The following is an 11,636-nucleotide window of genomic DNA, read 5'->3' on the forward strand; positions in this document are numbered from 1 at the left end:
GGTGCGGCGGGGGTCTGCCGGGCGCGGCCGGGTACGAGTCGGGCCGACCGTCACACGGCCGTCACTTCGCGCAGGAGCGTCCGCGCGGGCTGCCGCCCCGCCGTCTGCGGGCGGGCGGCGGGCGGGCGGCTGCGCTCGTCGCGGGAGGGCAGTTCGACCACCCGGCAGCCGTGGGCCTCCAGCAGGTCGGCCACCGAGCGGGCCTCGGCCTCGTCGAGGGAGAAGACGAAGAGTCCCGGGACCAGGACCGTTCCGATCCAGCCCGCGGCGACGCCCCGCAGCAGCCCGTCCAGGGCCGGCAGGCCGTCGGCCCTGCGCAGTCCGTTGTCCAAGTAGTGCAGCGGTTCCGGCAGCCGCAGGTCCGCGGCCAGGTCCTCCAGGGCCCGGCAGTGGCACTCCATCGCCGTCCGGTCGAACGGGTAGCAGCGGAGGTAGATCGCAGCGTTCGGTGCCGCGGGGACGGCGGTGGTCCGGTCGGAAGTGCTGTACATGGTGTCACCTGCTGCCGATGGGGTGGTGGGGGAGCCGGCTTCCGTGCCCGCCCCTTCGCCGTGCCTCCAGCACACGCGCCCGATCGATGGGTATTCAATACGGGCCCGTACCCATCCTCACCACCGGTCACCGATACCCCTGGGTAGGGGCACGCTGTGTCACTGCCCGTTGGGGCGGAACGCAGAGGTGGGAGGCCCGTGCAGGGGTCAAGGCACATGACTGAGATCTGATCGTTCGATCGAATAGGCGCTCTATTGATCGCAACGCATTGACGTGATCAGACGGCCGTCCTAAGGTGCGGGCGGGCGCCCACTCCCTCCACCTCCCCCACCTCGGGAGTCCCACATGCACCTTCCCCCCACCCTCGGACGCGCCGTGATCGTCGCGGTCACCGCGTCCGCGCTCGCTGCTCCGGCGGTTCCCTCCGCCGGGGCCGCCACGACCTCCGCGGGCACCGCCCGCTACCTGGACTGCTCGGCCGCCACGGACGGCGACGGCAGCCAGGCGGCCCCGTGGAACTCGCTGGCCTCCGCCAACGCGCACGTCCTCCAGCCCGGCGACCGGCTGCTCCTCAAGCGCGGCGCGACCTGCACCGGCACCCTCAAGCCGCAGGGCTCCGGTACGGCCGGAGCCCCGATCACCCTCGCCGCCTACGGCACCGGCACCGCCCGCCCGGTGGTCGCCGGGAACGCCGCCACCGGCGAGAAGGCCGCCGTCCACCTGTTCAACGTCGAGCAGTGGGAGATCCGCGACCTGGAGATCACCTTCCGGGACACCGGCACCACCAAGCGCGAGCGCAACGGCCTGCTCGTGGAGATCGCCGATCTGCCCGACGGCGTCGGCACCCACTACCTGGTCGACGACGTGTCCGTGCACGACGTGAACGGTGATGCCACCAAGTGGTCCAACGGCATCCAGTTCCGCGTCTCCGGCACCACCACCCCCACCCGCTTCGACGACGCCGTGGTGCAGAACTCGCGGATCAGCAACGTCGACCGCGAGGGCCTGACCAACCGCTCCACCTGGATGTGCCGCCCCGAGTACGGCACCACCGACGGCTGCGCGGGCAAGAACAACTGGAAGGGGAGCACCGGGATCGTCTTCCGCGGCAACACCGTCAACAACACCGGCGGCGACGGCATCGTCCTGCGGGCCTCCACCGGCGGCCTGGTCGAGCGCAACCACGTGTACGACATCGCGATGCGCCCGATGGGTGCCAACGTCGGTATCTGGGCGATCAATTCGGACGACGCACTGATCTAGTACAACGAGGTCCACCACGTCCGCAGGCTCGCGGACAACGGGGACGGCCACGCGTTCGACTCCGACTACGGCAACAACCGGGCCGTCTTCCAGTTCAACCACAGCCACCACAACGAGGGCGGCTTCATGCTCTTCTGTGGTGACTGCGGCTCCGAGTCCGAGACGACCGGCACCGTCGTCCGCTACAACCTCAGCCACCACGACAAGGGCCGCTGGCTGACGGCCTCCGGCGAGCTGAGCGCCGACATCTACCACAACACCGTCTACCTGCCGACCGGCTCCACGGCCAAAATCATCGAGGACGGCTACGGCACGACGAAGGTCCGGCTGACCAACAACGTCTTCCACAACCTCGGCACCGGCGGCTACGGCGCCATGCCCGGCAAGACCTACCGGCCGGAGAACTTCACCTGGGCCGCGAACACCTTCTTCGGGCACCACCCGGCCAACGAGCCGGCCGACCCGGAGAAGAAGACCTACGACCCGCAGTTCGTCAACGCCGGCGGCAGCAGCCCGGCCGACTACCGGCTGAGCGCGACCTCCCCGGTCCGCGGCACCGGCACCGCGATCCCCAACCTCGGCAGCCAGGACTACTTCGGCAACGCCGTCCCGCAGGTCTGCCGCCCCGACCGCGGCTTCCACCAGGCGGCGGCGTTCGACGACGGCACCTGCACGCCGGTCAACCTCGTGCGCAACTCGGGCTTCGAGAACACCGCCCTCAACCCGTGGACCAGCTACGGCGGCGTCACCCTCGACACCTCGACCAAGCACGGCGGCGACCGCGCCGTGAAGGTCGGCCCCGCCCAGGCCGCCGCCGAGCAGATCATCCAGGTCAAGCCCAACACCACCTACACGCTCAGCGGTTGGGGCAAGGTCTCGGCGAGCGGCACCGAACTCTCCCTCGGCGCCAAGCAGTACGCCGCCGCCGGCTCCACCAGCACCGTGTTCACCGGCACCTCCTTCACGAAGAGGTCCACCACCTTCACCACCGGCCCGGACGCCACCACCGCCAAGATCTACTGCTACGCCCGCAGCGGCACCGGCCACGGCTGGTGCGACGACCTCACCGTCCTCGCGGACTGACACCGGTCCCTTCCCGCACCCGGCGCCGGGCCACCCCCACGGGTCCGGCGCCGGGCTTCACCGCCTTCCGCCGCCGACCAGCGGTAAACGCTTTCCCGCGAGCCTGTCGACCCGGCCCCGCGGATCCCGCCCGACCCGCCGTCCGCCGGCGGGCCGGGCGCCCCGGCGTCAGTCCGTACCCGCCCCGCCGAGCGCGGACGTGCTGCTGCGGGCCACCAGGGCCACCCCCAGCGGGGCCTGGCGCGTCGGCGCCACCCCGTCGGCGATCAGCTGGACGGCGCGCTCCCCGGCCTCCTCCAGCGGCAGCCGCACGGTGGTCAGCGAGGGGCGGAGGTCCACCGCGAACGGCACGTCGTCGAAGCCGACGACCGAGACCTCGTCCGGGACGGCGCGCCCGAGGTCGTCCTGCACCGCCGTCAGCACCCCGGCCGCCATCACGTCGTTGAGTGCGAGCACCGCGGTGATGCCGGGGTCGCCCGCCAGCAGGTCGAGCGCCGCGTCCCGGCCGCCGGCGCGGGTGAACGCGCCGAACACCACCCGGTCGTCCGGGAGCCCGCCGCCGAGCCGCGACCAGGCGGCCCGGACCCCGTCGAGGCGCCGGCGGACGGTGAGCAGCTCGCGCGGCCCCGCGACCACGCCGATGCGGCGGTGGCCGAGCCGCCACAGCTCGGTCGCCGCGCGCTCGGCGCCCCCGGCGTGGTCGAGGGCGACGAACGGCTCGACGCCCCGTTCGCCGATGCACGCCACCTGCCCGCCGTCCGCTCGGAACGCCGCGACCTCGGCCGTGAACCGCGCGGTGAGGTCCTCGTCGACGACCCCGCTGCCCGCGACCACCAGCGCACGCGCCCGCTGAGCCCGCAGGCTGCGCACGTACTCGATCTCCAGCTCAGGGTCCCCGAGGGTGGCCGCGATCATGACCATCAGCTTGTGCCGCTTGGCGGCGCGCATGGCGCCGGAGGCGATCGCGGCGAAGTACGGGTCCGCGATGTCGTGCACGATCAGGCCGACCACCGAGGTCGAGGAGCGCGCGAGGGCCTGCGCGGGGGCGTTGGACACGTAGCCGAGTTCCCGGGCGGCCCCCTCCACCTTGCGGCGCAGTTCCTCGCCCACCACGCGGGGCCCGCCGTGCAGCACCCGGGAGGCCGTGGCGATCGAGACGCCGGCGTGCTCGGCGACGCGCTGCAGGGTCACGGCTCCCCGGGAGCGGGTGGTGCGGGTGGTTGACCTCGGGTTCGGCATGCTCGTAACGTACATCGCGGTAAGCGCTTACCAAGAATCTCCCACACCCTGTCGCAGCACCGGAGGAAACCGAAATGCCCCGCAGAACCCTCGGCATCGTCATGAACGGCGTCACCGGCCGGATGGGCTACCGCCAGCACCTCGTCCGCTCGATCCTCGCCATCCGTGAGCAGGGCGGCCTCCCGCTCGGCGACGGCGAGGTGCTGTGGCCCGAGCCGATCCTGGTCGGCCGCAGCGCCCACAAGCTCAAGGACCTCGCCGACCGGCACGGCCTCGCCCACTGGACCACCTCCCTGGACGAGGCCCTCGCCCACCCGCTCGCCGAGATCTACTTCGACGCCCAGGTCACCACCGCCCGCGAGGCCGCGCTGCGCACCGCGATCGCCGCCGGCAAGCACGTCTACACCGAGAAGCCGACCGCCGAGTCCCTCGCCTCGGCGATCGAACTGGCCGCCCTCGCCCGCGCCGCCGGGGTGTGCAACGGCGCCGTGCAGGACAAGCTCTTCCTCCCGGGCCTGCTCAAGCTCAAGCGGCTCGTGGACGGCGGCTTCTTCGGCCGGATCCTCTCCGTGCGCGGCGAGTTCGGCTACTGGGTCTTCGAGGGCGACTGGCAGCACGCCCAGCGCCCGTCCTGGAACTACCGCGCCCAGGACGGCGGCGGCATGGTCCTCGACATGTTCCCGCACTGGCGCTACGTCCTGGACAACGTCATCGCCCCCGTCCGCTCCGTCTACGCCCACACCGCCACCCACATCCCCACCCGGGTCGACGAGCAGGGCCGCCCGTACCAGGCGACGGCGGACGACGCGGCGTACGGCGTCTTCGAGCTGGAGGGCGGCATCACCGCCCAGATCAACTCCTCCTGGGCCGTGCGCGTGGACCGCGACGAACTGGTCGAGTTCCAGGTCGACGGCACCGAGGGCAGCGCCGTCGCCGGCCTGCGCAACTGCCGCTTCCAGCACCGCGCCGCCACCCCCAAGCCGGTCTGGAACCCCGACCTGCCGGTCACCGAGTCCTTCCGCGACCAGTGGCAGCAGGTGCCGGACAACGGCGACTTCGACAACGGCTTCAAGATCCAGTGGGAGCTGTTCCTGCGCCACGTGGCGACCGGCGCCCCCTACCACTGGGACCTCCTCGAAGGCGCCAAGGGCGTCCAGCTCGCCGAACTCGGCCTGCGCTCCGCCCGCGAGGGCCGCCGCATCACCGTCCCCGACCTCGCCCTCTGAGGCCGTCCCGGCCCCGCACCCACCGACCGATTGCGCTGACACCATGACCGACATCGACCTGCCCGGCCACGGCCGCCACCGGATGAGCGCCCCCGCCGACCTGCCCGCCCACCCGAAGCCCCCGGCCTCCCGCATCGCGTACGCCGCCGCCCACGTCGTCGCCGACCCGCTGGGCGGGAACGCGCCCGGCGCCCCCGCCGCCGTCGACTGGGAGGCCACCCTCGCGTTCCGCCGCCACCTCTGGTCCCTCGGCCTCGGCGTCGCCGACGCCATGGACACCGCCCAGCGCGGCATGGGCCTCGACTGGCCCGCCACCCGCGAACTCATCACCTGCTCGGGCGCCGAGGCCCGCGCCGCCGGCGGCCTGCTCGCCTGCGGCGTCGGCACCGACCAGCTCGCCCCCGGCACCCACACCGTCGAAACGATCGTCTCCGCCTACGAGGAGCAGCTCGCCGTCGTCGAGGACGCCGGCGCCCGGCCGATCCTGATGGCCAGCCGCGCCCTGGCCGCCGGAGCGCGCGGGGCCGACGACTACCTGCGGGTCTACGACCACCTCATCAAGCAGTCCCGGCACCCGGTCGTCCTGCACTGGCTGGGCGAGATGTTCGACCCGGCCCTCGCCGGCTACTGGGGCTCCGCCGACCTCGACGAGGCCACCGCCACCGTCCTGACCCTGATCCACGAGCACGCCGACCGGATCGACGGCATCAAGGTCTCCCTTCTGGACGCCGAACGGGAGATCGCCCTGCGCCGCGCCCTGCCCGCCGGCGTCCGCCTCTACACCGGCGACGACTTCCACTACCCGCAGCTCATCCGCGGCGACGAACTCGGCCACAGCGACGCCCTGCTGGGCGTGTTCGACCCGATCGCCGCGGTCGCCGCCGCGGCCCTGCACGCCCTGGACGCGGGTGACCTCGACCGGTACGACGCCCTGTTCGCCCCCACCCTGCCGCTGGCCCGCCACCTGTTCGCCGCGCCGACCTGCCACTACAAGACCGGCGTCGTCTTCCTGGCGTGGCTCGCCGGGCACCAGGACCACTTCACCATGGTGGGCGGAGCCCAGAGCGGGCGCTCGCTGACCCACCTGGTCGAGCTGTTCCGGCTCGCCGACGCGGCCGGCGTACTGCCCGACCCCGACCTCGCGGCCGACCGCATGCGACGCCTGCTCGCCGTCGCGGCACCGACCGGCTGACCCGGGCCCCGTAACACCCCGGTGGCCGCCCCGGCCCTGCCCCAGGGGCGGCCACCCACCCCGCCCGGTGCCGCCCGTGCCCCGACCCTGAGAACCCTTCCGCTTCCGCCCTCCCGCCCGAAAGGAGCCCGGCGCCGTGACCGGACTCGCCCGCCTGTCGCTCAACCAGATCACCACCAAGCGGTGGACCCTCCCGGAGGCCGTCCGCGGCTGCGCCGACGCCGGCATCCCCGCCATCGGCCTCTGGCGGGACAAGGTCGCCGAAACCGGCCTCGCCCGCTCCGCCAAGCTCTGCCGGGACGCCGGACTCGCCGTCAGCAGCCTCTGCAGGGGCGGCTTCCTCACCGCGACCGGCCCCGACGAGCGCCGGGCCGCGCTCGCCGACAACCTCCAGGCGATCGAGGAGGCCGCCGAACTCGGCACCGACACCCTGGTCATGGTGGTCGGCGGCCTCCCTGACGGCAGCCGCGACCTCCCCGGCGCCCGCGCCGCCGTCGCCGACATGCTCGCCGAACTCGCCCCGCACGCCGGCGACCTCGGCGTCCGCCTGGCGCTGGAGCCGCTGCACCCGATGTTCTGCGCGGACCGGGCCGTGATCTCCACCCTCGCCCAGGCCCTCGACCTCGCCGAGCCCCACCCCGCCGCCCAGGTCGGCGTCGTCGTCGACAGCTACCACGTCTGGTGGGACCCGCAGCTCGCCGAGCAGATCGCCCGCGCCGGGAGCAGCGGCCGGATCGCCTCCTACCAGGTCTGCGACTGGACCCTGCCGCTGCCCGCCGACGCCCTCCTCGGCCGCGGCCACGTCGGCGACGGCCGGATCGACTTCCGCGCCCTCACCGCCGCGGTGGACGCCGCCGGCTACACCGGCTGGATCGAGGTCGAGATCTTCAACCAGCAGATCTGGGACACCCCCGGCGAGCAGACCCTGCGCACCCTCGTCGAACGCCACCTCAGCCACGTGGCCGCGGCGTGAGAATCGTCCTCGCGCCCGACTCCTTCAAGGGCAGCATCACCGCCGCCGACGCCGCCCGCGCCCTGGCCGACGGCTGGCGGTCCGTGCGGCCCGACGACGAGCTCCTGACGCTGCCGATGGCCGACGGCGGCGAGGGCACCCTCGACGCCGTGGCCGCCGCCCGCCCCGGCACCACCGTGCACGACGTCCCGCACTGCACCGGACCGGACGGCGGACCCGTCACCGGCCGCTACGCCCTCCTCCCGGACGGCACCGCGCTGGTCGAGCTCGCCACCGCCAGCGGACTCCCGCTGATGGCCCGGGGCCTCGCCCCGCTCACCGCCACCACCCGCGGCACCGGCGAGGCGGTCGCCGCCGCCCTGGACGCCGGAGCGAGCGGACTCACCGTCGCCCTCGGCGGCTCCGCCTCCACCGACGGCGGCGCCGGCCTCCTCGCCGCCCTGGGACTGCGCGTCCAGGGACCGTCCGGCAGCCCGCTGCCCGACGGCGGCGGCGCGCTCGCCATCGCCGCGGCGGTCGACCGCACCCGGCTGCGCCCCGCCCCGGCGGGCGGCGTCCGGCTGCTCACCGACGTCGTCAACCCGCTGCTCGGCCCGAGCGGAGCGGCGGCGGTGTACGGCCCGCAGAAGGGCGCCGGGCCGGCCGAGGCCGCCCTGCTGGAGCGCGGCCTGCGCCGCTTCGCGGGCCTGCTGGGCGGCGACCCGCAGCAGCCCGGCGCGGGTGCGGCCGGCGGCACCGCGTACGGCCTGGCCGCCGCCTGGGGTGCGCGCATCGCGCCCGGCGCGGCGGCCGTCGCCGACCTGCTCGGCCTGGATGCGGCCCTGGCCGGGGCCGATCTCGTCGTCACCGGCGAGGGCAGGTTCGACGGCACCAGCCTGCTCGGCAAGGCGGTCGGCGAGGTGATCGCCCGCGCCGGGCGGGCCGGGACGCCGGTGCGGGTGGTCGCCGGGGAGTCCGCCGACGACCGGGCGCTCACCCTGGTCTCGCTGGCCGGGGACGGCGACGACGCCCGGCGCCGGGCCGACCACTGGCTCGTCCGCGCCGGCGCCCGGCTGGCCCGCGATGCCGGGCCGGCGGTCGACTGAGCCACCCGCGCACGGGCCGGTCCCGTCGCGCGGGCCGAAGAAGCGGGAGGAGGCCTCATGGCCGACCACGGACTGATGGCGCAGCAGCGCCGTGCCCTGATCGTCGAAGCGCTCCGGCGGGAGGGCGCCGTCCGGGTCTCGGACCTCGTGGCGACGTTCGGCGTCTCGGACATGACCGTCCGCCGCGATCTGGAGGTGCTGGTGCGGCGCGGCATGGTGGAGAAGGTCCACGGTGGGGCGGTCGTCTCCTTCGGGAGCTCCGCCGAACCCGGGTTCGACGCGAAGGCCTCCCTAAAGTCCGATGCCAAGGCGGACATCGCCGATGCCGCAGCGGCCCTCGTACGACCCGGGAGCGTCGTCGCCCTCGGCGGCGGCACCACGACCTACGAGGTGGCGAAGCGGCTGCTGGGCATTCCGGACCTGACCGTGATCACCAACTCGCTCCCGATCGAACAGTTCGTGCGGACCAGGGGCGCGTCGGATGCGGACTCGCCGGTCGTCCTGCTGACGGGCGGCAGCGCGACGCGTTCGCAGGCCCTGGTCGGCCCGGTGGCCGAGCGCACGATCGCCCTGCTCTACGCCGACCAGTTGATCGTCGGCGCCCACGGTGTCACCGAGGCGGAGGGGCTGACCTCGCCCGGCCTGGCCGAGGCCCAGACGAACCGGGCCTTCGTCGCCCGGGCCCGCCGCCTCGTCGTGGCGGCCGACCACACCAAGTGGGGCACGATCGGGCTGAGCGGCTTCGCGGGCCTCGACCAGGTGAGCTGCTTCGTCACTGACGCGGGCATGCCGGAGGAGGCCAGGTCGGTCCTGGCCGGCCGGGTCGGCGAACTCCTCGTCGCCGGCCCCGGCGGCCGGGCGGGGGTGGGGTGAACAGGCCCGGTGCGACGCTGCTGCGCGTCGCACCGGGCCTGTTCGGCCACGGGGCGCGGTCAGCCCGCGCCCAGGGCCTTGTCGACCTTGCCGTCGATGCCGCGCAGCACCTGGTCGACGGGGGTGCGCCCGTCGATGCCGGCGGGTACGTCGGACTTCTGGGCCTCCCAGCGGGTGGCGAAGGCGTGGCGATTCTGGAGCAGCAGGTCGGGGGTGCTGCGGTCGAACTGGGTCATGATCGCGGCCCAGCTGGGGTCCGCGTGGTAGAAGGAGTCGACCACGACCTTCGTCCCGCGCGCCACCTTCGCCGTGTCGTACGGGAAGATGGCGTGGAACTCCATGAACTGCGTGCTGCGTTCGGGGGAGGCCAGCCAGCGCATGAACGTACCGGCGGCTCCCGGGTCCCGCAGGCCCGCGCGGGCGACCAGGCTGTGGCCGCCGACCGCCGAGCAGCCGCTCTTCGGCCCGACGGGCATCGGGGCGACGGCCCACTTGCCGTTGGTCTTCTGGTTCCCGGCGGCGATGTCGGAGATGACGCTCTGATAGAAGGAGAACATCGCGACCTCGCCCTCGATGAAGCCGCCCAGCGCGCTGGGACCGGGGGTGGAGATCCGGTCCGTGTAGAAGGACTTCATGTAGGCCATCGCGGTGCGCCCGGCGTCGGTGTTCTGGGTGGAGGTCCTGAAGTCGGGCGAGGTGAGCGAGCCGCCGGCCTGGCAGAGGAAGCTCTCCCAGGTGGGGTTGATGGCGTTGGGGTGGTCGTCCATGCCCTTGAACTGCCAGCCCGCGACCTTCCTGCCGGACGCGGCGGAGCGGCTGCTGATGGCGGCGGCGGTGGACTTCAGCTCGTCCCAGGTGCGGGGCGGGTCGGTGAAGCCGTACTTCTGCAGGATGTCCTTGCGGTAGAGCAGGACGTTGACGTCGAAGTACAGCGGGGCGCCGTAGAGGCGGCCGGGGCCCGCCGTCCGGGCCGGACAGTGCGAGGGTGGCGCGGGCTGCGGTGCCGCCGTGGCGCACCGCGTTGGTCGCGAGCTCGGTGGCGACCAGGGCGAGGTCGTCGGCGAGGCGGCCGAGCTGCCAGTCGGCGAGCAGGGCGGTGACCCAGGCGCGCAGCCGGCCCGGGGCCCGGTCGTCGCCGGCGAGCTCGCACTGGTGGAACCGCGCCGGGACCGCCGGGTGGGAGGTCTCGGGCAGGAGCGCGGCGGGGATGCGAGGCATCGGGACTCCTCGGCTGGTGGCGGACGTGCGCGCCCGGCCCGGGCGGCGCCCGCACGCCGACCGAGGGGGCGTCTCAGGTCGACAGCTGCGAATATAGTATACGAAATATGGACTGGCAGGACTGTTCGGCAAAACCGGACAAACCTGCTGGTCGGGGGCGGTGGAGACGGGTGTGGCACAGGGGGTCCGCGCGGGGGAGATATCGCATACGATGAACGGATGGGACAGGGCAACTGGGCGGAGCGCATCCCCGCCGTGAAGAGCAAGGCCGATCTCGCCTACGAGAGCCTGCGCAGCGCCATCGCCCAGGGGGACCTCAAGCCCGGCGAGCGGATCAACATGGACGAGCTCGCCAGGAGCTTCGGGGTCAGCAAGATCCCGATCCGCGAGGCCGTGAAGCGGCTGGAGTCGGACGGGCTGCTGGTCTCCCGCGTGCACGCGGGGGTCACGGTGGCCGGTATCGACGTCACCGAGATGCGCGGCGTCTTCCTGGCCCGCGAGGCGATCGAGGCGCTGGTCGCCGAACTCGCCGCCCAGCGGGTCGACGACCGGCAGCTCGCCGAACTGGGCCACGTCCAGGGGAGGATGCGCGAGGCGCTGGAGCGCGGGGCCACCGGCGAGATGGCCGAGCTGAACTCCCGCTTCCACCACCTCCTCGCGGAGGCGGCCGGCTACCGGATCCTCGGCGACCTGACCGAGCAACTGCTCATGACCATCCGCCGCTACCGGATCACCGCGCCGCTCGGCGAGCGGAACTGGCGCTCGGTCGTGGACGAGCACGACGCCATCATCGCGGCGCTGGGCCGGCGCGATCCGCAGGCGGCGGCCGACGCGGCACGCGCCCACATCAGCTCCCAGGCGGCGCACGAGGTCGAGCAGGAGGACTGACCCCTCCCGGGCGCGCCCCCGGCCGGTGGCACGCCTGCCGGGCGGGGGCGGGGCGGGGCGGGGTTACGGCCGGGACGACGCAGCGGCGGCGCGCGAGGTGATCG

Annotated in this window: 11 protein-coding genes; 8 read left to right on the forward strand and 3 right to left on the reverse strand. The window is 73.8% G+C overall.

Translation table 11 applies throughout. The features are described 5' to 3' along the window. Positions 1-50 precede the first annotated feature (50 nt). Positions 51-491, reverse strand: a complete 441-nt coding sequence (locus tag ACWGB8_RS35680; protein WP_452217818.1) for a hypothetical protein — start codon at positions 489-491, stop codon at positions 51-53. A 346-nt stretch (positions 492-837) separates the two neighbouring features. On the opposite strand from ACWGB8_RS35680, the gene ACWGB8_RS35685 reads away from it, so the two are divergent. Together ACWGB8_RS35685 and ACWGB8_RS35690 are read left to right on the forward strand one after the other, a co-directional pair. Continuing rightward, positions 838-1,755: a right-handed parallel beta-helix repeat-containing protein gene (locus ACWGB8_RS35685; protein ID WP_452217819.1), complete on the forward strand. Its 918-nt coding sequence runs from the start codon at positions 838-840 to the stop codon at positions 1,753-1,755. Positions 1,756-1,881: 126 nt separating this feature from the next. Further along, positions 1,882-2,838, forward strand: a complete 957-nt coding sequence (locus tag ACWGB8_RS35690) for a carbohydrate binding domain-containing protein (RefSeq protein WP_452217820.1) — start codon at positions 1,882-1,884, stop codon at positions 2,836-2,838. A 168-nt stretch (positions 2,839-3,006) separates the two neighbouring features. Here the strand turns inward: ACWGB8_RS35690 and ACWGB8_RS35695 are convergent, their stop codons facing one another. Further along, on the reverse strand, positions 3,007-4,029 hold the full coding sequence (locus tag ACWGB8_RS35695; RefSeq protein ID WP_452217821.1) for a LacI family DNA-binding transcriptional regulator: 1,023 nt from the start codon (positions 4,027-4,029) through the stop codon (positions 3,007-3,009). A gap of 122 nt (positions 4,030-4,151) precedes the next feature. Here ACWGB8_RS35695 and ACWGB8_RS35700 point away from each other — a divergent pair, with 122 nt between their 5' ends. The 5 genes from ACWGB8_RS35700 to ACWGB8_RS35720 all read left to right on the forward strand — a co-directional run bounded on the left by ACWGB8_RS35700 (position 4,152) and on the right by ACWGB8_RS35720 (position 9,426). Further along, the gene (locus ACWGB8_RS35700) at positions 4,152-5,303 is read left to right on the forward strand and encodes a Gfo/Idh/MocA family protein (RefSeq protein ID WP_452217822.1); all 1,152 of its coding nucleotides are present in this window, start codon (positions 4,152-4,154) and stop codon (positions 5,301-5,303) included. A 43-nt stretch (positions 5,304-5,346) separates the two neighbouring features. Continuing rightward, positions 5,347-6,495, forward strand: coding sequence for a dihydrodipicolinate synthase family protein (locus ACWGB8_RS35705; RefSeq protein WP_452217823.1), 1,149 nt, complete (start codon positions 5,347-5,349; stop codon positions 6,493-6,495). 136 nt (positions 6,496-6,631) lie between these two features. Beyond that, a complete protein-coding gene (locus tag ACWGB8_RS35710; protein WP_452217824.1) occupies positions 6,632-7,468 on the forward strand; it encodes a sugar phosphate isomerase/epimerase family protein in 837 nt (278 codons plus the stop codon). Further along, complete coding sequence (locus tag ACWGB8_RS35715) at positions 7,465-8,553, forward strand: glycerate kinase (RefSeq protein ID WP_452217825.1); 1,089 nt, start codon at positions 7,465-7,467, stop codon at positions 8,551-8,553. Before ACWGB8_RS35710 ends, ACWGB8_RS35715 begins: the two co-directional genes overlap by 4 nt. Positions 8,554-8,610: 57 nt before the next feature. Continuing rightward, positions 8,611-9,426 (forward strand): DeoR/GlpR family DNA-binding transcription regulator, encoded by an 816-nt coding sequence (locus ACWGB8_RS35720; RefSeq protein WP_452217826.1) that lies wholly within the window; start codon positions 8,611-8,613, stop codon positions 9,424-9,426. A gap of 59 nt (positions 9,427-9,485) precedes the next feature. On the opposite strand, the gene ACWGB8_RS35725 is transcribed toward ACWGB8_RS35720, so the two are convergent. Continuing rightward, positions 9,486-10,892, reverse strand: a complete 1,407-nt coding sequence (locus tag ACWGB8_RS35725) for an extracellular solute-binding protein (RefSeq protein ID WP_452217827.1) — start codon at positions 10,890-10,892, stop codon at positions 9,486-9,488. On the opposite strand from ACWGB8_RS35725, the gene ACWGB8_RS35730 reads away from it, so the two are divergent. Then, complete coding sequence (locus ACWGB8_RS35730; RefSeq protein ID WP_452217828.1) at positions 10,864-11,532, forward strand: GntR family transcriptional regulator; 669 nt, start codon at positions 10,864-10,866, stop codon at positions 11,530-11,532. The two genes, ACWGB8_RS35725 and ACWGB8_RS35730, sit on opposite strands and share 29 nt — an antisense overlap. The last annotated feature ends 104 nt before the right edge of the window (positions 11,533-11,636 follow it).

The sequence above is a fragment of the Kitasatospora sp. NPDC054939 genome, from assembly GCF_053610105.1.

Excerpts from the sequence above, each read along its gene's own strand:
- ACWGB8_RS35680 (WP_452217818.1), bottom strand. The coding sequence starts at position 491 with ATGTACAGCACTTCCGACCGGACCACCGCCGTCCCCGCGGCACCGAAC.
- ACWGB8_RS35720 (WP_452217826.1), top strand. The coding sequence starts at position 8,611 with ATGGCCGACCACGGACTGATGGCGCAGCAGCGCCGTGCCCTGATCGTC.
- ACWGB8_RS35700 (WP_452217822.1), top strand. The coding sequence starts at position 4,152 with ATGCCCCGCAGAACCCTCGGCATCGTCATGAACGGCGTCACCGGCCGG.
- ACWGB8_RS35725 (WP_452217827.1), bottom strand. The coding sequence starts at position 10,892 with ATGCGCTCCGCCCAGTTGCCCTGTCCCATCCGTTCATCGTATGCGATA.
- ACWGB8_RS35730 (WP_452217828.1), top strand. The coding sequence starts at position 10,864 with ATGGGACAGGGCAACTGGGCGGAGCGCATCCCCGCCGTGAAGAGCAAG.
- ACWGB8_RS35690 (WP_452217820.1), top strand. The coding sequence starts at position 1,882 with ATGCTCTTCTGTGGTGACTGCGGCTCCGAGTCCGAGACGACCGGCACC.
- ACWGB8_RS35705 (WP_452217823.1), top strand. The coding sequence starts at position 5,347 with ATGACCGACATCGACCTGCCCGGCCACGGCCGCCACCGGATGAGCGCC.
- ACWGB8_RS35685 (WP_452217819.1), top strand. The coding sequence starts at position 838 with ATGCACCTTCCCCCCACCCTCGGACGCGCCGTGATCGTCGCGGTCACC.